The sequence below is a fragment of the Methylomonas albis genome (assembly GCF_014850955.1).
GTDB classification, from domain to species: domain Bacteria; phylum Pseudomonadota; class Gammaproteobacteria; order Methylococcales; family Methylomonadaceae; genus Methylomonas; species Methylomonas albis.
In genome coordinates, this window is the sequence record NZ_JACXSS010000001.1 from 5,252,549 (window position 1) to 5,274,301 (window position 21,753).

At 47.9% G+C, this 21,753-nt stretch carries 21 protein-coding genes; 4 read left to right on the top strand and 17 right to left on the bottom strand.

Features of this window, described 5'->3' with window-relative positions:
• Positions 1–35: 35 nt before the first annotated feature.
• Positions 36–539 carry a hypothetical protein gene (locus EBA_RS23795; protein ID WP_192377026.1) on the bottom strand — a complete coding sequence of 168 codons (504 nt, stop codon included), beginning with the start codon at positions 537–539 and terminating at the stop codon, positions 36–38.
• Between the two features lie 468 nt (positions 540–1,007).
• On the opposite strand from EBA_RS23795, the gene EBA_RS23800 reads away from it, so the two are divergent.
• Positions 1,008–1,655 (top strand): glutathione S-transferase family protein, encoded by a 648-nt coding sequence (locus EBA_RS23800; protein WP_192377027.1) that lies wholly within the window; start codon positions 1,008–1,010, stop codon positions 1,653–1,655.
• Between the two features lie 179 nt (positions 1,656–1,834).
• Positions 1,835–2,224 carry a lipocalin family protein gene (locus EBA_RS23805; protein ID WP_192377028.1) on the top strand — a complete coding sequence of 130 codons (390 nt, stop codon included), beginning with the start codon at positions 1,835–1,837 and terminating at the stop codon, positions 2,222–2,224.
• 333 nt (positions 2,225–2,557) lie between these two features.
• Here the strand turns inward: EBA_RS23805 and EBA_RS23810 are convergent, their stop codons facing one another.
• Positions 2,558–2,764, bottom strand: a complete 207-nt coding sequence (locus EBA_RS23810; RefSeq protein ID WP_192377029.1) for a hypothetical protein — start codon at positions 2,762–2,764, stop codon at positions 2,558–2,560.
• A gap of 55 nt (positions 2,765–2,819) precedes the next feature.
• On the opposite strand from EBA_RS23810, the gene EBA_RS23815 reads away from it, so the two are divergent.
• A complete protein-coding gene (locus EBA_RS23815; RefSeq protein ID WP_192377030.1) occupies positions 2,820–3,314 on the top strand; it encodes a C40 family peptidase in 495 nt (164 codons plus the stop codon).
• Here the strand turns inward: EBA_RS23815 and EBA_RS23820 are convergent.
• From EBA_RS23820 to EBA_RS23875, 12 genes are all read right to left on the bottom strand, one after another.
• Positions 3,311–3,982, bottom strand: coding sequence for an NAD(P)H-dependent oxidoreductase (locus EBA_RS23820; protein WP_192377031.1), 672 nt, complete (start codon positions 3,980–3,982; stop codon positions 3,311–3,313). The genes EBA_RS23815 and EBA_RS23820 overlap by 4 nt on opposite strands.
• A 1-nt stretch (position 3,983) precedes the next feature.
• Positions 3,984–4,736 carry a DUF5765 domain-containing protein gene (locus tag EBA_RS23825; protein WP_036272963.1) on the bottom strand — a complete coding sequence of 251 codons (753 nt, stop codon included), beginning with the start codon at positions 4,734–4,736 and terminating at the stop codon, positions 3,984–3,986.
• Between the two features lie 175 nt (positions 4,737–4,911).
• Entirely contained in the window at positions 4,912–7,119 is a 2,208-nt protein-coding gene (locus EBA_RS23830; RefSeq protein ID WP_192377032.1) for a primosomal protein N', read from the bottom strand.
• 425 nt (positions 7,120–7,544) lie between these two features.
• A complete protein-coding gene (locus EBA_RS23835; protein ID WP_192377033.1) occupies positions 7,545–8,042 on the bottom strand; it encodes a disulfide bond formation protein B in 498 nt (165 codons plus the stop codon).
• A complete protein-coding gene (locus EBA_RS23840) occupies positions 8,023–8,727 on the bottom strand; it encodes a potassium channel family protein (protein ID WP_192377034.1) in 705 nt (234 codons plus the stop codon). The genes EBA_RS23835 and EBA_RS23840 overlap by 20 nt, the downstream gene beginning before the upstream one ends.
• Positions 8,724–10,328: an NAD-binding protein gene (locus tag EBA_RS23845; protein ID WP_192377035.1), complete on the bottom strand. Its 1,605-nt coding sequence runs from the start codon at positions 10,326–10,328 to the stop codon at positions 8,724–8,726. The genes EBA_RS23840 and EBA_RS23845 overlap by 4 nt, the downstream gene beginning before the upstream one ends.
• 139 nt (positions 10,329–10,467) lie before the next feature.
• A complete protein-coding gene (locus tag EBA_RS23850; RefSeq protein ID WP_192377036.1) occupies positions 10,468–11,358 on the bottom strand; it encodes a DUF4435 domain-containing protein in 891 nt (296 codons plus the stop codon).
• A gap of 4 nt (positions 11,359–11,362) precedes the next feature.
• Positions 11,363–12,544 carry an AAA family ATPase gene (locus EBA_RS23855; RefSeq protein ID WP_192377037.1) on the bottom strand — a complete coding sequence of 394 codons (1,182 nt, stop codon included), beginning with the start codon at positions 12,542–12,544 and terminating at the stop codon, positions 11,363–11,365.
• 13 nt (positions 12,545–12,557) lie between these two features.
• Positions 12,558–13,544 (bottom strand): HNH endonuclease, encoded by a 987-nt coding sequence (locus EBA_RS23860; protein WP_192377038.1) that lies wholly within the window; start codon positions 13,542–13,544, stop codon positions 12,558–12,560.
• A 181-nt stretch (positions 13,545–13,725) separates the two neighbouring features.
• Positions 13,726–14,571, bottom strand: coding sequence for a DNA phosphorothioation system sulfurtransferase DndC (gene dndC, locus EBA_RS23865; RefSeq protein WP_192377039.1), 846 nt, complete (start codon positions 14,569–14,571; stop codon positions 13,726–13,728).
• A 163-nt stretch (positions 14,572–14,734) separates the two neighbouring features.
• A complete protein-coding gene (locus EBA_RS23870) occupies positions 14,735–15,448 on the bottom strand; it encodes an SDR family oxidoreductase (RefSeq protein ID WP_192377040.1) in 714 nt (237 codons plus the stop codon).
• Entirely contained in the window at positions 15,436–16,428 is a 993-nt protein-coding gene (locus EBA_RS23875; RefSeq protein WP_192377041.1) for an SPL family radical SAM protein, read from the bottom strand. Before EBA_RS23875 ends, EBA_RS23870 begins: the two co-directional genes overlap by 13 nt.
• 412 nt (positions 16,429–16,840) lie before the next feature.
• Here EBA_RS23875 and EBA_RS23880 point away from each other — a divergent pair, with 412 nt between their 5' ends.
• The gene (locus tag EBA_RS23880; protein ID WP_192377042.1) at positions 16,841–17,197 is read left to right on the top strand and encodes a hypothetical protein; all 357 of its coding nucleotides are present in this window, start codon (positions 16,841–16,843) and stop codon (positions 17,195–17,197) included.
• A gap of 80 nt (positions 17,198–17,277) precedes the next feature.
• Here EBA_RS23880 and EBA_RS23885 read toward each other — a convergent pair whose 3' ends face one another.
• The 3 genes from EBA_RS23885 to EBA_RS23895 form a co-directional block, all read right to left on the bottom strand.
• Complete coding sequence (locus tag EBA_RS23885) at positions 17,278–19,773, bottom strand: sensor domain-containing protein (RefSeq protein WP_192377043.1); 2,496 nt, start codon at positions 19,771–19,773, stop codon at positions 17,278–17,280.
• A 273-nt stretch (positions 19,774–20,046) separates the two neighbouring features.
• Positions 20,047–20,940 (bottom strand): PilZ domain-containing protein, encoded by an 894-nt coding sequence (locus tag EBA_RS23890; protein WP_192377044.1) that lies wholly within the window; start codon positions 20,938–20,940, stop codon positions 20,047–20,049.
• Between the two features lie 108 nt (positions 20,941–21,048).
• Positions 21,049–21,639, bottom strand: coding sequence for an LOG family protein (locus EBA_RS23895; protein WP_192377045.1), 591 nt, complete (start codon positions 21,637–21,639; stop codon positions 21,049–21,051).
• Positions 21,640–21,753 lie beyond the last annotated feature (114 nt).

Below are 21,753 nucleotides of genomic sequence, written 5' to 3' on the forward strand. Positions count from 1 at the left end.
ACTGTGTAGCTCAGGAACGCGTTAATCATCCGTAACTAGGGTTCGAAGGTGCGGCCCAAGCAAGATTGAATGCCCGTAGCGGTCAATTGCTCTTCTCCGCAATTTACACCCGGAGTACAGCTCAGATTTTTCCAACTTCCTGTGTCGTCGCTGGTCATGCCTTTTAACCAATCAATAAAACTAATGTTTACCCCGGCCGCGCTGGTTAAGTTGGACGTATAAAACTCGTCATACCGGAACACCGTATGATTGCAGCCCGGATCTACGTAACGCCGGTAATTTCTAGGAAAAGCCTGTTTCAAACCACCGGTGATTTGCCATATCCTGCTGCTCCAAACCGGTATATCAGAAAAATCAGTTAGCGCTTCTGGCGGTCTGGTACCGTCGCTGACTTCCATGATATTCAAAAACAGCGTTTGCACTGCATCATAAGCATTAGTGTATTGACCGAATTTCTCCCTGTCGTATCGACTGGCTAGAGTACCTAGCACCTTGGGTAAGAAGTGGGCGGCATCCACCGGCGCTAATTGACTAAACACGGGGGTGTAAGTTTTGATCGATATACCAACTGGAATTGGGCCCGAGCAAGGCATCGCGACACGGCGTCAAGTCATGCGAGAGCCGATGTTCCGACCCCCTTGTCGGGTCGGAACGAGGTGACGCGGACGAATCGGGGCGCCGAAGGCATAAGCGGTCGCGTAGTTTTTGCCGATTTTTTCCTGCTGGGATGCTCGAAAAAAATCTTTCGGCAAAAATAGCGACTCCCCGAATCTCTCCTAGATGTTTTGATACAAAACAGCACGGACAATGCGTCATAGCCGTTGATCATCAGCCATTCAAAAATAGACTAAATTTCTCGGTGGCTTGTGGCCGAAATAAATCATTGTCATCTGTTTAACAAGCACTTGAAGCCAAGGTCAGTATACGGCTATAGTCAGGGGCTATACCTGAGCCACAAACCTTTTTTTGCGTAATAGCATTTTAGTTTCGTAATGGAGTTCCAGTTTATGAGTCTGTCCTTAGTCATCGGCAACAAAAACTATTCATCCTGGTCACTGCGGCCTTGGCTATTTTTGAAATATCACGACATCGATTTTGCGGAAATTAGAATCCCTTTGTATCGTGAAGATTCGAAAGACAAGCTGCTGCAATACTCGCCGACCGGTAAAGTGCCGGTGCTGTTAGATGGCGAGCTTAAGGTGTGGGATTCACTGGCAATATTGGAATATCTAGCGGAGCGCTTTCCGCAAACCCAAGGCTGGCCGGACGATTTTGCCGAGCGCGCTATTGCCCGTTCCCTGGCCGCTGAAATGCATTCCGGTTTCACTGCACTGCGCACCTACTGCGGTATGAATTGCAAGCGCACACCAACAGCTAAGCCCTTGCCGGAAGCGGTGCATCCGGACATCGAACGCATCGGCGAAATTTGGCAACACTACCGCCAACTCCACCACCAAGATGGCCCGTGGTTATTCGGCCGATTTACAATGTTGGACGCAGTGTTCGCACCGGTTGCCTTACGTTTTCACAGCTATCAACTGGAAACCAATAAAGAAGCGCAAGCGTATGTGGACACGGTGCTGGCTTGTCCGGCGGTAAACGCTTGGATGGACGCCGGCAAATTGGAAAGCGAGGTGATCACTGCGTTTGAATAAGCGGCTTCAGGAGCGACACTTTAAAAAATAAGGACTGAACAGCCTCCAAGTATCGACCAAGAAAACAGGCTTAAAACGGTTTTTTAAAACCTTCCGCATATACCCCAATAATTTAAAGATACTTTGCTCCTGCCTGAGCGTAGAATGATTTTCTTGTTATTTACCAACAGGAGAGCACAATGAAAAAAATCAAATTAGCCGCTGTTTTACTAGGCCTATCGGTATTTTCCGGCCTGAGTTTTGCGGACATTCCGCTGCAATCCAAGGAAGAAATGCAAGGCAGCTGGAAGTTGGAATACACCAAAAAATCGGTTACTTCAACGGATACCATCAAGCGCGAAGATACCTGGACATTTAAAGATGGCAAAGTCACCATCACCCATATTCCGCGCGAAGGTACTTTTTACGACCAGTCTCCGGTGGCTTACGAAATAGAAGGCGGTAAATTAAAAATCGCCCTTTTGGGTAGATCGGATAAATTCGACATATTTGCGTTGCAAGAAAAAACCGATAAATCCATGACCTTAAAAGGCAAATTCGGCGACGTTTATCACTTTAATAAAAACTGAAAATCACCATCTGTAGTTTCTTGGCCTAAAAATAAATAAAACTGGCTAGCCATCAATATTTCGTTCCCGTAAAGCTTTTCCCCTGTTCACACCGGGGCGCGGGAACCCTGAATTTCGAACACTCACTTACCTTCGTTTAAAAGAAAGCACTCGACGGCCCCACCTGAAAATCAATCGACAAATAGTTCATCCTTGTGTTTTTTGACGAGGAGAAGCGATGGGAATTTCAGCGCAGTGGATCAAGCATATCGAGACCTGGCAATGTAGCGATATGTCTCAGGCGGCTTATTGTGCAGCATGGGCTCAAACCCAATATCTTTGCCAGCCTCGCTGTCAGCAGTTTGGCAACGCCAACTGATGCCCCGGCGCGTGTTGCAGTACAAAAGGCTCGGCACGCAGGTGGGGCTGTCGAGTGTTTTCGCTTACCACGGCAGACACATCAAAGTATTGCCGGTCAGCGATAAACAGCGAGCGGGCGGCGAATAGCCTGTCTATAATATGCAAATTGATGATTTTGTTGCCGATAACGCCGATGTCCATTTATCGACCTCACCGCTGCGCTTTGTTACTGCTGAGTCAGATGGTGACGGCTGTCATGCTTAGCCAACTTATCGGCTGCGCCAGCAACGAAAAGCCACCGCTGACTGTATTGCCTACTACCGAAGGCGGCAACCGGATCGCGGCCAATGACGCGTTACAATTGCGAGGCATGCCTTATGTGTATGGGGGTGAGTCGCCCAGTCAGGGCTTCGATTGCAGCGGTTTGGTGTATTACGTTTACAACCGCCAAGGCGTGCGTCTGCCGCGTGACACCCAATCGCTAGCTCGGCAATTGCCGGCGGTGCAACCCGAGCAAAGGCAGCCCGGCGATCTGTTGTTTTTCACTACCGACCGGCCGTTTTCGCATGTCGGCATTTATATCGGCGGCGAGCAGTTCGTGCATGCTCCCAGTAGCCGGACTGGTCAAGTCATGGTTTCCGACCTCAGGCAGCCGTATTGGCGGGAGCGCTTTATCGGCGTGCGCCGTCCTGTGGCGCGCTATTCCTTGTCGTTAAACGACAGCGACCAGGCAAGCTGCGGGATCAATTAATCCAGCCAGCGCACCACTGCGTCGCGCTCTTGTCGAGTTTTCGGCCGTGCCGGCGGATTTTTCCGGTAACCGAACGCTACCATATATGCCGCTGACCAGTGCTCCAGGTTCACGTCGGCATGCTCCGCCAAAAGCCGCTCTACTTCCACCCGCTCAAAACCTTCTATCGGACAAGAGTCGATACCTATCATCGCCGCCGCAGTCATCATATTGGCCAGCGGCAGATAGGTTTGCCGGGTCGCCCAGTCGATTAGTGTGCGTTCGGAACCCAGTAAGTCAAAATCGCTGCGCTGAAATTTTTCGATCAAGCCGCTACGCAAACTGACGATGTCTTCCGGAAACTGCTGCACATCGCGCATGATGTGTTGCAGATAAGCGCTGTCGTAGCGCATGAAATGGCTTTTCCGCACCAGCGTCAAAATCACATGGCTGGCGGTAGGCAGTTGTTTTTGCCCGCCCCAGGTAAACTGGCGCAGTTTTTCCCGTAAATCCGGATTTTGCATGACCAGAAACTGCCAAGGCTCCAGCCCGAAGGAACTGGGCGAGAGTCTGGCAAGCTCCAAAATGAAATCGAAATCCGCGCCGGCGATGTTGCGCTCGGCGTCAAATTCCTTACAGGCGTGACGAAATTGATATGCGTCGAGAATATCCTGTTTACTGATGGTCATCTTACAAACTGTCGCCTACTTCACGTTGATAAAACGGCCAGGTCTTCACATGCAAATGTTTTCTGATCGGTGTTTTGATCACTGACACGCACAGCGCAATCGAAAACAGACACCATACCGCGCAATACTCGTTAGGATCGTTGGTGGTCACGTCGGAAATCCACGGGCCGATCAAATAATGGAAAGCCACGAAGCGCCAGGAACCGTACATGATAGGCAGATAAAACGCCGCCAAAATGTACGAAAACGCATGCAAGCCCCAGTTAAAGCCCAGCAACCAAGTCACGGGTTGCGACATCAAACCGTTTAAAGGCATTTGCCAGGCGATATGCCAATCACCGGAAACCGAGCAGGTTTGCACGCCGCAAAAACCTTCGGTGCCGGGGACACAGTCGCCTGCCCAAGCGAATGGATACATCTTGATCAGCATCGCCAGCGAACTGATCGCACACAAGGTGTAAACCGTGGTTCTTATCTTTAGTTTGACGCTTTCCGGAATGAAGTACATCGCCACCATGTTCACGAAAAACGGCTGGAAGGCGATGTGCAGATAACCCAGCAGCGTTAACACCTGATTATTCGGGTTATCGCACAGATTGATGTACACATACGTTAATGCCTGCAGTAGTTCCATCAAGGCAAAATAGGTTAATGGAATCCACAGTTCCTTGGATTCGCCTTTGTAAGCCACGTAAACAGCGGTCGTTAAACCTGCGGCAGCCAACACGCCTGACGCTTCTCCACTCCAACACATTGAAAAATACCTTCGTTATTTTAGTTATAGGCATAGACACCTAGTTTGTAACAGTGCAATCCAACTGCGCTGAATATTACCGATGCAGATGTCTATGGGTTTCGCTACGATCCCTCGCAAAGGGCGGGAATTATTACATAAACCGGACTAAATAGCCGGATTTTGGCGGATTGGGTTAATACAAGTCGACCGGATCCACATCCAGCGACCAGCGCACCTTTTTGGCGTCTTTCAACGCATAAATAGCCGGCAACAAACTATCCAATAATTGATGCAGTTCTTTACGTTGCGGGCTCTGTAACAACAATTGGAAACGAAACAAACCCGCGCGCCTGGCCATCGGTGCCGCCACCGGACCCAATACCTGAACTTTGCCGGGATTCAAGGAGTTGATCGCCTGGCAAACCGCTTGTAAAAACTGCTGCGGCTCTTCGGCTTTGCCAGCTTGCACCCTAAGCAAGGCCTGATGGCCGAACGGCGGTAAGCCGGCCTGTCGGCGCTCTTGGAGCGCACTTTGCGCGAAAGCCCGATAGCCCTTACTTAACAAGGTGTCGAGCAAGGGGTGTTGCGGATGCCGGGTTTGCAATATCACCTTGCCGGGCTGATCGGCGCGGCCGGCCCGGCCAGCGACCTGCACAATCAATTGCGCCAGTCTTTCGCTGCCATGATAGTCAATACTGAACAAGCCGCTGTCTATATCCAGAATGGCGACCAGCGTCACGCCCGGAAAATGGTGGCCCTTGGCGAGCATTTGTGTCCCGAGAATAATATCGACCGCGCCATCGTGAATCTGCTCCAGATATTGTTCCAATGAACCCTTGCGCTGCGTCGTGTCTCTGTCCAAACGTACGACTACCTTATCTGGAAACACGGCCTCCAAGGTTTGTTCGATACGTTCGGTGCCCAAGCCCAAGGCCTGTAATTCGCCGGTTTTACACGCCGGACAATGCTTGAGCAAGGGCTGCTCGCTGCCGCAGTGATGACAACGTAGCACACGGTCGGCGGCGTGAATCACCAGATTCGCATCGCAACGCCGACAGCGCGAGACCCAGCCGCAGCCATGGCAGATCTGCACCGGCGCATAGCCTCGGCGGTTTAGAAAAATCAGAGCTTGTTGCTGCTTGGCTAACGTGGCGTGCACTTCCGCCAGCAGCGGCTCAGATAAGCCAGCTTCCATCCTTTTATTACGTATATCCAATAATTGAAAACGCGGAGCCGTGGCATTGCCGGCCCGATTGGGCAAATGCAGCAATTGATAGCGGTGCTGCGCGACATTCGCCATGCTTTCCAGCGAGGGCGTCGCTGAGCCCAGCAATACCGGGATGCCTAAACCTTTGGCTCTGGCGATAGCGACATCCCGCGCGGAAAAACGAAATCCTTCTTGTTGTTTGAACGAACTGTCGTGCTCTTCGTCGAGAATAATCAGACCGGGGCGCGGCAGGGGCGTGAACAGCGCGGAACGGGTGCCGAGCATAATTGCCGAGTGGCCTTGTTGCATGCTTAGCCAGGCCTGCAAACGCTGCTTATCGGTTAGTTTGGAATGGGTAGACACCATGTTCACGGCAAAACGCTGCAGAAAACGTTGCTCCAGCTGCGGCGTCAGGCTGATTTCCGGCAATAAAACTAACACCTGTTTACCTTGCTCCAACACCTTGGCGATGATCTGCATATACACTTCGGTTTTGCCGCTACCGGTAACCCCCTCCAATAGCGATACCGCAAAACGGCCCAGCTTAGCGATCACCGCAGCGATAGCCGCCTGCTGTTCGGGATTAGCCGGTAACGAGGCCTGGGCAAGGGCTAATTCAGCGGCTGGAACTGGCGCTTGCTCAGCCACTAAACCTTTTTCCAACAAAGCTTTCAGCGCGGATTTATAGGTGCTGAGCGCAGTGCCGGTCATCGCACTACCGCTAGTTTGCAATAAGGTCAATAGCGCTTGTTGCTTGGGTGCGCGGCGTAACTGTTCAGGGGCGACTAGCCGCCCTTGCGGACTAAGGCCGAAATAGGGCTGCCGTTGTAGCAGAGCCGGTCGGCCTTGACGCAATGCCACCGGAAACGCAGCGGCCAGCACTTCGCCGAGCGGGTGGTGATAGTAGCGGGCGGCCCAGCGCAACAGGCTTATATCGGTTGCGGATAAGAGAGGATGGGTATCCAGAATGGCGATAGCCGGTTTCAGTTTGTCCCTGTCGAAGCTGGAATTGTCCGCGACAGCCATCAATACGCCCACTTGCTGGCGCTTACCGAAGGGCACTAACACTCTAACACCCGGTTGCAATTCGGACAATCTAAGGTCAAGCGGCGGCAGATAATCGAATAATCGGTCCAGCGGAACGGGCACTGCAACTTTCAAAATTAAATTGCCGGGAGTGTCACAGTTAGGCATGTCTTGTGATGTTTTTTTGATATTAGGCCGCTAAGTCTTTAACTAGATTGAGGAATCTGAGTTACCCACAAAATCTGTGGATAACTCTGTGGATAGGCTTTCGAGAAAACTGCTTAGTGTCGGTTTTTATTACACATTTGTTAAATTGTGCAAATTTAAGCCAACTGGCTTGGTTAATATAAATCAATGGCTTACGCTGAAAATTAATCTGTGTTAAATATCGCAGACCGCTATGGAAATGTCGCGAAGGCTCCGCCCCGTTTTTGTGCATAACCTGTTGCCAGGCTGTGTCGATCCTACGCGGTAGCGGCTGAAATTCAGACAACTTGGTCGCTCGAAAACATCCCGCACCCCAAGCTCACAATTATTGCGGCTTTTGTGGGGTGTAAAACAAATTTTCCTGGATCAAGCCGTTTATCGCTCGGCTACACAGCATCTGCATCGTTAAAGAATTGCAGAAAGCCCCAGCCCGCTAACGACAAAAACGCGACCAAGGTCCAGGCCGGAATACTCAGGCCAAGCAAAGTCCAATCGATCTTCGCGCATTCGCCGGTGCCGGTCAGCATTAATTTAATGGTGTCGGCCAGCGGGAAATTCTGAAATACATATTCCAACCCCGGGCTACATTCCGGTACTTCCTCGGGCGGCAGATGTTGCAACCAGATATGGCGAGCGGAAACGCTGGCGCCAATCAAAGCCGCCGCGGCGCCCAACACCGCATAGACTTTGCGGCCACGATTATGCAAGCCGGCGATTAAGAAAATCGCGCCTGTCGCCAGAATTGCCAGCCGCTGCGAGATACACAGCGGGCAAGGCTCTAGTTCTTCGACAAACTGCAAATAAGCCCCAACCGCCAACAGTGAAGCGCAGGCGGCAAAGCCCAGAAAAAAACAAATACGCGGACTAAATTTTACAAAACTCATTTTCGACGTCTTTTTTGAATGCTCTAATTTCCCGGGAGGGGCCCAAAATGACCAAAATATCGCCAACACTCAAGCGGCGGTCGAATTCCTCGGCCACAAAATGCAGCTGCTCGCTGACTTGTTTATTGACGATACCGATCAGTATTAAATTGTACTGCGAACTTAACTGCAGCTGTGTGACATGGGTTTTTTCCAGATAGCTGTTTTCAGGAATCGTCACCTCGGCCAGATGCAGGTCGTGCCTGCCGAACACAGTGTGATCGAAAATATCATTGATATCCGGCCTCTTTAGCATATCGTGAATCTTGCGTCCGCAGATTTCATAGGGGTCGATAATCTTGTTTGCGCCGGCCGCCAACAGCTTTTCAGCCGATTCCGGGCTGTCGACAATCGCGATAATATTCAATTCCTTATCCAGCGCGCGCGCCGAAAGCGTCAGAAATACATTTTCAGAGTCCGTGTCGAAAAAGCAAAACAGCGTATCAACATGCGCGCCGATGCCGATCAGTTTCAAATCGTCATCGCTACGGAAATCGATATTGGCGGTTTCGAAGCCGTTTTCCCGGGCTAGTGCCACTTTGACCGGATCGTGGTCGATGACGGTGATTTGATAGAACTCCTTGTCCAACCGGCTAATGGCCTCGAACGACAGCCGGTTGTAACCGAATACTGCAATGGTTTTCATACGGGCTTCCTGCTGAATAGACGGCGTTGTTCCACTTGATCGCGAAAGTGATCGATGCCGTACTTGCGGCCCAATAGCACCAGCATGTCGCCATGCCGCAAAATAAAGTCCACTTCCGGATTGAAATAAAAATGTTGCTGTTTAACTTGGTATTTATTTTTATGTTTCAGATGAATCGGATTGTCGCTGATTACGCCCAGCAAAGTAAGCTTGCGTTGCTGTAAATCCAATTGGCCTATTTGTTGATTGTCCAGCACCGATTTTTCGCTGACTAATACCGACTCCATGACCGTTTCGGTCTGATTATGCAAAATGCCGGAGATGGCTTCGAAGGCAACCGGCTGGCCGACGAATTCGGCTGCAAGTAAGCCGGCGATTTCAAATGGCCGAATCACGTTATCCGCGCCGGCCTGATACAGCTTGTTGACATTGTCGTGCCGATTGGCGCGGGAAATAATGCGCAGGTCTTTATTCAGATGGCGGCTGGTCAGGGTGATGTACACATTGACCACGTCGTCACCGGTGATACAGAGAATGGCGCTCGCCCCGCGACAAATCCCTGCATTCATCAACACTTCGTTGTTGCTGGCGTCGTTTTCAAGTGCCAGATAGCCGCGCTTTTTTGCGAGCGCAACTTTCTGCGGGGTGGGGTCTATCACGACGAATTTTTGCCGCTCGTTATGCAAATGCCGGGCAATTTCCTGGCCGACCCGGCCGAAGCCGCAAATAATAATGAAACTGTCGTACCGGTCCAGTTCGGCATAAGTTCTGGTTTCGCGAACCGACAGCATCTTCTCGCTGAAGGCGGCAATCAGGATGGAGGTGAAGAACGACAACACGCCCAAACTGGCCAGTATCAAAAAGATCGTTACCCAGCGGCCGCCGGTGGTTTGCGGGGTGATGTCGCCAAAGCCCACCGTGGCCAAAGTAACGATGGTCCAATAAAACGCGTCGAATAAATTATGGATGCCGCTACCGGGCGCTTGGTATTCGAACATATAAATCGACACGCTGGCGATAAACACCAGAAAGCAGGTGAAGATTAGCAGTGTCATTAATTCGAAGCGCTTGCTGGCCAATGCGTCGGCAAACAATTTAGCGCTATTGGAGTAACGAAACAGCTTGAACAGGCGGAAAATAATGAAGATGCGCAATATTGCCAAAGGCCGATAGCTGGGCAGAATCGCCAGGATGTCGATAATCGCGAATGGCGAGGTGATATATTCCATATCCCTAACGAAAGCCTTCCGAAATACGCCGAGCAGATTGAAATCCAGATTCAAATACAGCGCTTTTTCATATTCTTCGATGATGACTTTATAGGTGTCGGAATAAATCCAGCCCCGCAGGCAATATTCGACGATAAACACGATCAGAATCGCCAGCTCGAAATAGCCGCCCATCTTGCTGTCTTCGTGTTCGATGTCGTAAATCAGAAAAATCACGCTGAAAATCAGCAAGCAGATCATCGTCGCGTCGAAATATTTCTTTTTGCGGCTGTGGCTATTTTCCAGAAGGTCGTAAAAAAACAGCTTGGCCGTGCGATACCAGTCAGCGGATTTTAAGTAGTAAGCGCAATAAACGATGAGTTTGGCTAGCATTTGGGGTTATTTCTTAAATTCGATCACTTTGCTGGATGGACTGATATATGCGTTTTGCGAAAGAACTCATTTGAATATTGGGGGCGATTAATTTTTATACTATTGACCGCAACGACAAAACACGATATCGCTGAATCTTTTACACATGGTTTTGATAGATATTGTTCAGCCAATCAGATAGCATGGGATCGATTAAGTTTTGACTAGCCAAGTATCCCGCCAAATACCCACGTTCACTTTGTAACGGAATATTAAATCCGGCAAAATCTGAATCAGATAGGAGTTGTTCAATTCGATACATGATTCTCTTGCCATCAAGCAAGCGGCTTAATTTGTTCCAGCGGTCAATTGCTTCAATTTCATCTTCAGCAAACCGGCTGATTTTTTCTTGCTCAACAATAAAGCTATCCATTGTCAGGCCTAGTTCTCCGGCAATTTTAGTAATCAAATCCTCTCCTTTGTCTTGTAATCCATATTTTTCAGGCGCTTGGCTTGAGCCAGTTTTGGTCGGGACTGTGGATAAAAGAGTGACGGCTATTAATTCTCTCTCGTGCCGATTCAGCAAATCAGCAATACTTGAAGACGAAATGGCTGAGGATTCAGCGAGCTTTTTGTCCGCAACTAAGGATGCCAAGGCATTAGGGTGTAATAAATAGTTTTCCAATTCCCAGCGATGCAATATAAAGACATTTTTATAAGGCTGTGTAGATGAAAAAATATGATTATTTGTTTCCCACCATAAAGAGTCTTGAAAATTTGGGTGGGCAAGTAAAACATCTCTATCGACAATACCAAATGTTTTATTGTTAGAGTTGCTTGAGCTTTCTACTCTTTTTATAACTAATTGACAGCCGCCATTAGCTTTTTTATCGGAAACAGCTTCAAAGCTGATTTTATCCTTTAATTTTGAAAACCACTTTCTGCCAATAATATATTCATCATCTCCAGATTCAAGATAGACCTTTACTCCATCCTGATATTCGCTACTAACGGTTTTTCCAATATTTTTAAAACTTCCATTGTTTTTCATGAAGTTACTCCATATCTTGCTTAATTAGATGGCCGCCTTTAATTAACCCATATTCCTCAATGTCCATCGTGTCAGCAAAGGTTTGGAGTATTTCTGTCGAATGTGTGCTAGCTATAACGGTAAAATTAGTATCATCTCTTAACGCTAATGCTTTTAATGCATTATACAATCGGTATTGCCAGCGAATATGTAAATGCACATCGAATTCATCGATTAATAGAATAGTGTTTTTGGTCTGATGAGCGCCAATACGCAAAAATAACTGCATCAGATTCTTTTCGCCGCTGCTCAATCGGTCTAGGCGGTGTTCGCTAGGTTCATTATCTCCCGTGCGTATAATAGCTTCTAAAGTAGGACGGTCTACATCTTTTAAAAACTTACTGGAGCCGTCAAATACATGTTTATTTATATATTCGCAGGCTTTTTCAAAACGGCCACCTTCAAGCCATTTCAGCCAAACCAACAGATTATCCAATGAGTAAGTCCATGTTTCATTGTGTGCGGAAAATGAATGTACCGGGTTATATCCCCAATACTGAGGTCTGGTAATTGAACGCGGCTGAGCTATTTCTCTAGCGGCACTAATCTGCGGAATATCTCGGTAAGCGGAAAAGTTAAGTGTGGTTGGATAAGAAAATGTACTTTCCCCAAAACTAGACGGTGAACTTCCAATATTAAATTGAATGGTTGCCAATAAGTCACCAATAAAGTCGTCGCCTTTATGCGTCGATAATGGTTTTAAAGGCAGGCCACTGTGTTGTCCAATAAATCCTATGCGGTGCCATTTTGATGTCCCATGGGAATTTAGGTCATCATTACTCCAAACTTTTAACGACAAGTCGTTGCTTAAATCACCGCCTAAAATCGACAAAACCAGATGATGATCTAGTCCTTGCCAATAAACCCGAAGTTTTAAATCAAGCTGTGCGCGTCCAGTCCCTCTGTCTAAATCTTCCAGTCCATATTCTTTAGGCTCGGTTTGGCCTAGCAAACTAAGTAAGCAGGATAATGTGTCCAAAACAATTGTTTTTCCTAATCCATTTTTTGATGTCAACAGGAAAAAATTACAAGGGCGATTTTGCTTGTCGGTGAAGTCAACTTCATATGGCGCATTTTGAAAAGGGCCAATGCGATGTAAAGTTAAAAATAGAGGTCGAAATTCATGGAATATTATTTCGTTAGCCATGTATATTGTGTCTTTATAGAAATCCGTATTTTTTACGGTGGGAAGCTAAATTCTCTTGGGATGGAAAATATAGTGGATTGTCTGGGAGGCTAATTATTTGCCTTTCAAATTGGCGAATACTATGAGTGGATTTCGAGAGCTCTGAAAAGGTGGAGCTTATCATTACTCGATAATTCGCATCAATAGAAATCAATCCACGGTCAAATGCTCTATGTAAGTTTGGACACAATGCTATTCCATTGGAAATGGTGTCATCATAACTTTCAGAAAATGGTGTGATATGGCATGCATCTATCATAGATACTGAAATGACTGCATCTATACGCAGCCCTGTAACGCTACAAGTATTATTGTATACTTTTGGTATTTCCCGCTTAAATAAGCTTCCCCGGATAAAAATTTCTTCTTCATAAGCGTTTTTATCTAGTTCGGTTTTTAAATTAATCAGATGTTGCTTATATTCGGTAGGTGATTCTTCTCTGATTTTGTTAGCGATGTCATCAAGGTTCGTGTGGCCTGAATTGTTTTCAAAATGGTACGTATGCTTTGGAAAGTACTCTTCTAGTAGAAATTTCTTCAATATTTCTCTATTGGTAAGATCTTTCAAAAGCTGAGTAATTTCGAAATCAAGTTCGGCATATTGAACAGCGGTATTCAGATTGGAAAAACTTCTCATGGCTGATTTTGCTTCAACCCATTTTTCACATCCTGGATTCGCAACTAGCCTCCAAAATCCATCACTTATTAAATGATAAAAAGGTAAGGCAAATATCATATGGTGATCGGAATTAACCAAAGTAGCCCAGTTTGTTTTAAAAAAACTTATTAGCTCGGGAGTTATATAGATTTGGTTGGTTTGTAATGGATTTGATTCAAATAAACTTATAATACTTAACAATAATATTGGTTTATGCGGAGCGCCACCGTTTTTTCTGTCCCGTCTAAGATTTTTAAATTTTAGTAGGTAGTGATTTAAATCTTTCTTTTTGAAATTGCTCATTTTAATTTATTGCTAATTCTACTTTGTCAGATTACTCGAACTACATCTCTAAGTCCGTCGTTTCGGCAGGGATTGCCGAAATCCAGACGCCATGGACGGATCGAAGCTTACCATCCATGGCACTGGATACCCGCTTCCCAGCGGGTATGACGAACCTTTTTTGCAATCTGACAAAGTAGAGCTAAGCACCTGCCATATTCCATTCGTCGCCCGTTTCTATAAAGCCCTTCATCGATTTATCTTCCTTCACTACCGTGCATGTCCAGCAACCGAATCGACTGCCGCCGCACGATGGTGTATCTAGATCGGTAATAACCGGACATTCACCGCTGTTTGCCTGCCGGTAAAGTGCCAGCATTCTGTCATGGTCGAAATTCCACGGCGCGGGATTATGGGTGAACAAATACTCCCAAACATCGTCGGTAGACCAATGCATAATCGGTTGTAATACCAACGCATTGGGAATTTCGCTATGTTGATTGAGCCCTCTGCTATTGTATTGACGGCTTTCAATTTGGCGGGAGCGGTTACTTCTTTCGGCTTTACGGGTACCAATCAACAAGATCACGCTGCCATACCCGGAAGTAATATCGTCAATGACTTTTCTAACCGGCTTGATTTTTAATTTGGTTGTGCACCAACGAAACCAGCGATTTGGCGGCGGATAGCCTTTGCCAATTATCAAAGACCAAAAGCTCTCTTCGATTTCCGGTTTGACTAAGTGAACGGCTAAATCCAGCCTGGAGGTTTGAGCGTGCTGCTCAAGTTGTATCAGACTGTTTTGCAGGTATTCCTCTATATTTGGCGCTTCGACACGGGTATCCGAAGAAATAATATGGACAGGTTTTTGTTGTTCCGGCGTTAACGTCAGCAGCATCTCATAGACAAGCTGCAAGACTAGCGTCGAATCTTTACCGCCCGAGTAAGCAATAACCCATGGGCGACTGTCTGCAAGGAAATTTTCTCTTAAGAGCTTTCTTGTTTCCTCTAAACAGTCAATATTTGGTAAATCTTGTTGTTTTGCCATTGCTTATTGGTGTTTCCGGCTATGTTTGAAATTTGAACGAATAGTATTTTACCAACATACCAAAAGCCCAGCGCACATCATTCAAAGCACCACTAGCGCTGCTTTTGTAGAACGACATTAGCAGCAATCATGATTGCAAATAGGTGTTTTAACAATACGTTGCCTATTTTTTAAATTCGATCACTTTGCTGGAGGGATTCAGATTAATTTCGTCGATGACGCAATGCGGGCCGGCTTGCAGGATGTACGAGACGGCATCAGCAACGTCATCGGCCATTAAGGCCTGGCCGGACTGTTTGCCGGGTGCGAAGGACAAGGTATCAAAAAACGCGGTATCGACCATGCCCGGATTTATCAACGATACCCTTACCGGGCTTTTGCCGCACTCGTCGCGCAAGGCCTGGGTAAAACCGCGCAACGCAAATTTGCTGGCGCAATAGATGCTGCCGTTGCGGCTGCCTTTTAACGCCGCTTCCGAGCCGATATACACCAGGTTGGCATGCGGTTTTTGCTTCAGTTTTGGTAACAAGGCTCGCGTCAAACAGGCTGGTGCTGTGAAGTTGACTGTCATCAGCTTTTCGATCTGCTCGTAAGAAAACTGTTCCAGGCTGCCGAACTGGCCGTAACCGGCCGCGAATACCACTGCATCCATTTGCGGAAAATCGCTTTGCAGCTGTTTGGCAAACTGCGGCACGTTGTTTAATTCAGCGAGATCCAGCTCGACGCCGACAAAACTCGGATGAAAACCGGTAAAACGCCGGCAATCCCGGGAGGTGCCGATAACTTTGTGACCTTGGGCTAACAGTCGCCGCGCAATCGCCCGGCCAATGCCGGAACTGGCGCCGGTGACCAGTAGCGTGCGCTTTAGAGTGTGCATGGGAAAAATTTCGATTCAGGGATGTATTCCAGCAGCATTTGCGTGCAATCGGCCATCATGGCCTGTTCCAGGTCGGCTCGGTAGGACACCATGCCGGACGCGGTTTGCAACGGGCTAGCAAATAGTTTTTCATCAGGATACAGCTTGTGGATTTTTTTGAAATATTGCTCAGGTAAACGAAACACCCCCAGGCTAGCCGAATGTAGGGCCTGGGCATCGATTACCGCAAAGACTTGTTCGAACAAGGCTCGGTATTGCTGCCGGTAGTCGTACTGATAAATCAAGGGATCGAAACGCAAACCAATTTGCCAGCCTTGTTGCTGCAATTTGGCGGCGGCTTCGATGCGCTTGGCTACATTAGGCGCTTTAGCCTCCACCTTATCGGCCACCGCATCCGGCGACAGGCTAAACGCCACCACGCAGCGCGGCACCACCTCGCGGTTCAGCAAGCTTCTGATCTGTGTACTTTTGGTGCGCAGTTCCAGCCAGGCATTGGCTAATTCCGCAAACACCGGCAAAAATTGCTCGGCAAAATCGGTGACCGGCTCGAAAGCCAGGCTGTCGCAATCATAGCCCGAGAAAAAGTACACATCCTGGTCAGGCGTTTCCCGGCAAATCTGGCGAATCTGCTCGTGAAAATCTTCATAATTGACAAATAACACGTAATTCGCCGACTGATACATGCCTTGCAAAAAACAGTAACGGCAGTCGTACAAGCAATTGAGCATGTGCGAAAAATAATAATTGCGCTGGCCGCCTATGCCGTAACCCGCCGGCGCCGGTAGAACGAACTTTTGGTATTTCTCCGCCAGAATCAGGGCCGGATGCTGCTTTTGTAAGCGAAAGTTTTGCGCCTTGGGATTAAACACTTCTCCAAACCGCTCGCAAATCACTGTCCGCGCTTGCGGAAAACGCCGCCGAATCGTCGCCACGCGCGGATGCTGCTCGATAGCGGTTTCGATATACAGGGTGTCTATCATGATGGATTTTTTGCAGCAAAAAGGCAGTTGGTCATTATAAATGATTGCCGGCGATAGAGAGTGACGACCGCGATAGCGCCGCCGGCTTGCGACCTATAAAACCGCAGATCAGAGGGGTGCGGCAACTTGTCGCAACTACCCGCTGTAAATGGTCCGCTGCAGGCGCCCTAAATCCGTTATGATGGACTCTGAAAAGCAATTTAGTTTTTCAATTGGACCCAGTAGGAAAAAAGATACTTCCCATCAGCATGGATTTGCTACAAGCCTGTTGGCGGCGATTTGCCAAAAGGTGCTGTGCCGGTGCTCTTTCACGCTGAACTTAGCGATGAAAGTTGCCGGTATAAAAAATCTATTCTGTGATGACGTGTTTTTTAGGGCATTGGACCTATAAACCATCACGCGAAATTAATTAATGAAACTATTTACCAAAGCAGTATTGACCTTGTCATTGGCCGTGTCTTTAAATCTGACCAGCGTTTGCGCATTTGCTGCTGAAGAAGCGCCAGCTGCTACAGCACAATCCGGTACCGCCGGCATTATCTCTCACATCGAAAAAGCGCTGGTTGAAGTGAGCAAAAGCGATTTCTCCGCCGCGCAAATTCATCTGAAAGCTGCCAGAACCAGTTCCGAAGCGATTGCCGGCAACTCTGAAGCAGCGAAAAAAGCCCATGCATCTTTGATGCAAGGACAAATTCTGTCTAAAAGCGGTAACGTGGCTAAAGCTACCGAACAATTGACCAAGACAATCGAACTGTATAAAGCGCTGTAAGGCTTGAATAGAGCTGGGCTGTTACGCTAAAGCCCAGCGATTCATTTAGCGTTTCGCAAACCATTTCCAGCCCTGATATATTAGCTACTTGGACTGCGATAAGTATTCAACAACGCCTCAAATTGATCACTGGGTAAGGGCTTACTGATCAAATAGCCTTGCATCTCATCGCAACCTTGTTCCTTTAGAAATGACAGTTGATCATGGGTTTCCACGCCTTCGGCGATCGTTTTCAATCCCAAGCTTTTGGCCAGGCTAATAATGGCGCTGACAATGGCTTTGTCTTCAACATCCGTGTTTATATCGCGCACAAAAGACTGATCTATTTTCAATTTGTAGCTTTTGAATTTTTTTAGATAACTGAGTGATGAATAACCCGTACCAAAATCGTCAATTGACATGCGAACACCGCGCGCATGCAGATTGTTCATTATGGCTATGGCTCCCTGTGGATTATGCATTGCCACGCCTTCCGTCAATTCCAGTTCCAAGCATTCCGGGGGCAGGTTTTCCTCGGTAAGTATTCGCGAAACCAAGGCGGGTAAGTCATGATGGCGAAACTGAACCGCAGATAAATTGACCGCCATGATCAGTGGGGCAAAGCCTTGCTTCATCCAATCTTTTGCCTGCCGCACCGCTTGTCTGATGACCCATTCGCCAATTGATAGAATTAATCGGCTATCTTCCGCTATTGGAATAAATTCCGCAGGCGACACGGACCCTAACTCCGGATGCCACCAACGCAGTAAGGCCTCGGCGCCAATAATTTGTCCATCCGCAATCGACACTTGCGGCTGATAATAGACTTGCAACTGGTTAAGCTGCTGTGCCTGACGGAGAGCATTGACTATTTGCAGATTGCGCACCGAGCGCGATTGCATTTCCTGGGTGAAGAATTGATAACCTTGGCGTCCCTCCTGCTTTGCGCGATACATGGCAGTATCAGCGCTCTTTGAGAGCGTTTCCAAATCAACACCGTCAGCTGGATAAATCGCGACGCCAATTGACGCTGTCAAAACCAAGTCGTAGTGCTCTATTTGAAAGGGTTCGGCAATGGTACTCAATAGTTTTTGTGCGACATGTACGGCTCCGTTTACATCAACCCCTGGCAACAACAAGATGAACTCATCCCCGCCCAAACGGGTAACGGTATCTTCCTCTCGCAGCACTAAACGTAGTCGCTTGGCTAATTCGATTAAAATGGCGTCGCCAACACTATGCCCGAGCGTATCGTTAATATCTTTGAAGTGGTCAAGATCAAGAAACATCAAAGCCAAGTGGCCATTACTGCGCTTGGCCAGGCTAAGCGCATAACGCAGATGATCATCCAGTTGGCCGCGATTCGGCAATTCGGTCAGCGGATCAAAATTGGCCAAAAACTGAATGCGTTGCTCGGCACGTTGTCGCTCCGTGACATCGTATGCCAATACGATTTTGGCATGTCTGCCTTCATATTCGATTTCATGCGAGCTGATTTCGACATCAATGAACGTACCGTCTTTCTTACGATGGTGCCAGAGACCGGAATGATGTTGGGCTTGACCATTAAGCTGTTGTAAATGGTCGATCAGGCGCGGCACATCTTTGGGCGGTCGAATCGCCGTTATCGTCATTGATAGGAATTCCTGCTCGCTATAGCCATAATGCGCAATAGCGGCGTCGTTCACAGCCAGAAATTGCAGGGTTTCCACGTCATAAAGCCACATGGGATGAGGATTTGCCTGAAACATTTGGCGATACCGAGCTTCACTTTCACGCAACTCGTCTTCGACAGCCTTGCTGCGGGTAATATCAAGACAAATTCCGGTCATGCGTTTTGGTAAACCGTCAGTGTCATAACTTGTATTACCCAAGGCACGAATCCAGCGTATTGCGCAGTCAGGTGTAATGATCCGGTATTCGTTGGAAAGCGGTAAATGTTCGCGAATTGCTTGGTAAATGTTGTTCTCGGCTTGCTGTCTATCGTCGACATGAATAATCGATCGCCAAGTTTCAAAATTAGCTGTGGCTGTTTGCGGATCCAGGCCAAATAACTCGTAGAGTTCTTTGGACCAATAGATGATATTGTCACCGACATCCCAATACCAGGCACCAGCCGCTGCGTCTCGCTGCGCTAAAGACCATCGTTCATTAGCCTCTATAAGTTCTAATTCAATTTGTTTGCGCTCGGTAATGACGTCAAAAATCGCAACAAAATGCTCCGGCAGAGGGCTATAGATCGATATCCAAAACCACATGCCCAATGACTCGACAAATGTTTCAAATCTCTCGGGTTTTCCTCCTGCAGCGACTCGGCTATATGTGTTGAGAAGCTGTGGATCAGTTTCCCTGATACCGGGAATGACTTCGGAAACAGGCTTGCCTACAACCTGTTTAAGCCCTGTCAGCTGTTCAAAGGCGGGATTGGTGTAAAGATAGATAAAATCATTGGGCTGGTCATCATGATAAAACATACGGCAGTACGCGACACCGTTAAGCATATGCTCGACCAAGGCCTGATAGGTATCAATATTAAATTTATCAGCTAGCTCATTATCGAAAGCAGCAGCGATATCAGATTTGAAATCTTGCGACATATTATGAAGTTAGCAGCTTAAAACAAATTTAGCGTTGCCAGGATTCTGACAGCTAGCGTAAGAAATAGAAAGCATGTTTGCAGTGGCTACGCTTTGCTAGACATCCTTTTACAAGGGCTAAAGAAGACACCTGTCCGGACAAGCAGATAGTGTTGACGGCATGATGGCTTGGCGACTTTATCCGACATGCAGAGTGCTGGCCCAGCCTGCAAATAGCCAAGCAACTGGAAAAGTATCGCAGCGTTTGTTCGCCTAAGCGTTGACACGAATCGATCAGATAGCAAAATATCCGTAACAGGCCACCACGACTATCCCTAGTCCGACAATTTTGATCTTGTCCACCAAACTTTGCTCGCCCCAATAATACAGACAACTGGCTTTTTTGCGGCAGCAGAATGCGATTAGGCTATTACCGGCTCGCCGACAGTTACGCGGAACAATATGCCAAAGGAAGTAAATGCCGATCAGGCCGACCGTACACAGAATATAAAAAACGATGACTTGGGTAGGGTAGGTGTCAGTATGGAATGTGTGCTCAATGACATGGTCGAGATTGTATTCGGCATACTCAAAAATCAAGTGTAGTACGTGTAAAACTACTTCGAAAATATAATGGACCAAGCCCATTAACAGCCCGAACGCGGCATCCGGCATCGCCAGAATTAAGGCTGCCAGGCTTAGCAATACGCCGTTCACAGCCCACTGTTGCTTTTTACTTCTGTCGATATGTTTACTTAAAAGAGCGGTATCTTCAGGCGTCAGATTGACAAATTGGGCGCCGATTAAATATGGATAACGGTCGTTTTCGTAAGGGTTGCCGGGTTTGCAATACACCACCTTACAGCAAGTCATGATTGCGGTCATGCTGGATAACAGCAGTATCCGCAGCATCAGATAATCGCCGGCTTGCAAAGGGTCTTTCGAGGTAAACGCAATACCGCTGGTGCTGATATTGACGTTGAGCGTGTCGTTTTCCCGGCTTTGCGAACCAGGCAGAGCATGAAGTGTCGCGGCATCTGACAGATCAACGTTACTCAGCAAAGCATCGAAGTTTTCCGGTGCTTGCGTTCGCCCATCCTGGTCAATCTGCCGATAGAAAAGATTGGCTTGCTCATAGATGCGAAATGCCACTCTGCGATTCAACGTCTTGCCGTTTTGCTTAGCCATATTTATCAAACCCTAAAAATCGCCTGTTACACACTGTCGAGGATAGTCCAAGACCGTAAACTCTCCATCCGAATAAAAAATAACTCAGACGCAAACTGCTGTGTTTGTTCAGGTTTCGTCTTTATTCACCCAATGTTTTACCGCAGGCGGCTGATAATGGGCATAGCGATTCAGCAACAAATTTGGGTCGGCTTCGACCATTAGCATCTCACGGTGATGCGGTTTGACAAATTGCTCCGCCGCAACGTGGTCCAGAAAGTTAATCAAAGCGTCGTAATAACCCACCACATTTAGCAATCCGCAAGGTTTTTGGTGGAAGCCCAACTGCGCCCAGGTCCAAATCTCGAATAATTCCTCCAGCGTGCCGATGCCGCCGGGCAATGCGATAAAGCCGTCCGCCAGTTCGGCCATCAGCATTTTTCGTTCATGCATGGATTGGGTGACATGTAATTCGGTGAGATTGGGATGGGCGACCTCCTTGTGCGCCAAGGCTTTGGGAATAACGCCAATGGCCTGGCCGCCGAGCTTTAATACCTGATCCGCGACCGTACCCATGATGCCGATTCCAGCACCGCCATATACCAAGCGGATGTTACGGCTGACCAGGGCTTGGGCTAAGGTCTGCGCGGCCTCGCCATAAGCGTCAAGTCGGCCGGGACTGGAGCCGCAATAGATGCAAATGCTGTTTATGGTTGTCATGTCGGGGTATGCCGGAGAATTAGGGTGGCTTATATTCGGTGGAAAACCATGACGCGGCAAGACGAATTTTACTGCCGCTCAATGCACGGGCAACTGCCGGCATGGTCGCTCAAG

What these genes read in the sequence shown, in the direction of transcription:
- EBA_RS23880 (WP_192377042.1), top strand. Translation starts at nt 16,841, where the DNA reads ATGAAACTATTTACCAAAGCAGTATTGACCTTGTCATTGGCCGTGTCT.
- EBA_RS23810 (WP_192377029.1), bottom strand. Translation starts at nt 2,764, where the DNA reads ATGGACATCGGCGTTATCGGCAACAAAATCATCAATTTGCATATTATA.
- EBA_RS23885 (WP_192377043.1), bottom strand. Translation starts at nt 19,773, where the DNA reads ATGTCGCAAGATTTCAAATCTGATATCGCTGCTGCTTTCGATAATGAG.
- EBA_RS23860 (WP_192377038.1), bottom strand. Translation starts at nt 13,544, where the DNA reads ATGAGCAATTTCAAAAAGAAAGATTTAAATCACTACCTACTAAAATTT.
- EBA_RS23820 (WP_192377031.1), bottom strand. Translation starts at nt 3,982, where the DNA reads ATGACCATCAGTAAACAGGATATTCTCGACGCATATCAATTTCGTCAC.
- EBA_RS23830 (WP_192377032.1), bottom strand. Translation starts at nt 7,119, where the DNA reads ATGCCTAACTGTGACACTCCCGGCAATTTAATTTTGAAAGTTGCAGTG.
- EBA_RS23805 (WP_192377028.1), top strand. Translation starts at nt 1,835, where the DNA reads ATGAAAAAAATCAAATTAGCCGCTGTTTTACTAGGCCTATCGGTATTT.
- dndC (WP_192377039.1), bottom strand. Translation starts at nt 14,571, where the DNA reads ATGGCAAAACAACAAGATTTACCAAATATTGACTGTTTAGAGGAAACA.
- EBA_RS23855 (WP_192377037.1), bottom strand. Translation starts at nt 12,544, where the DNA reads ATGGCTAACGAAATAATATTCCATGAATTTCGACCTCTATTTTTAACT.
- EBA_RS23875 (WP_192377041.1), bottom strand. Translation starts at nt 16,428, where the DNA reads ATGATAGACACCCTGTATATCGAAACCGCTATCGAGCAGCATCCGCGC.
- EBA_RS23825 (WP_036272963.1), bottom strand. Translation starts at nt 4,736, where the DNA reads ATGTGTTGGAGTGGAGAAGCGTCAGGCGTGTTGGCTGCCGCAGGTTTA.
- EBA_RS23850 (WP_192377036.1), bottom strand. Translation starts at nt 11,358, where the DNA reads ATGAAAAACAATGGAAGTTTTAAAAATATTGGAAAAACCGTTAGTAGC.
- EBA_RS23895 (WP_192377045.1), bottom strand. Translation starts at nt 21,639, where the DNA reads ATGACAACCATAAACAGCATTTGCATCTATTGCGGCTCCAGTCCCGGC.
- EBA_RS23870 (WP_192377040.1), bottom strand. Translation starts at nt 15,448, where the DNA reads ATGCACACTCTAAAGCGCACGCTACTGGTCACCGGCGCCAGTTCCGGC.
- EBA_RS23845 (WP_192377035.1), bottom strand. Translation starts at nt 10,328, where the DNA reads ATGCTAGCCAAACTCATCGTTTATTGCGCTTACTACTTAAAATCCGCT.
- EBA_RS23890 (WP_192377044.1), bottom strand. Translation starts at nt 20,940, where the DNA reads ATGGCTAAGCAAAACGGCAAGACGTTGAATCGCAGAGTGGCATTTCGC.
- EBA_RS23815 (WP_192377030.1), top strand. Translation starts at nt 2,820, where the DNA reads ATGCTTAGCCAACTTATCGGCTGCGCCAGCAACGAAAAGCCACCGCTG.
- EBA_RS23840 (WP_192377034.1), bottom strand. Translation starts at nt 8,727, where the DNA reads ATGAAAACCATTGCAGTATTCGGTTACAACCGGCTGTCGTTCGAGGCC.
- EBA_RS23800 (WP_192377027.1), top strand. Translation starts at nt 1,008, where the DNA reads ATGAGTCTGTCCTTAGTCATCGGCAACAAAAACTATTCATCCTGGTCA.
- EBA_RS23835 (WP_192377033.1), bottom strand. Translation starts at nt 8,042, where the DNA reads ATGAGTTTTGTAAAATTTAGTCCGCGTATTTGTTTTTTTCTGGGCTTT.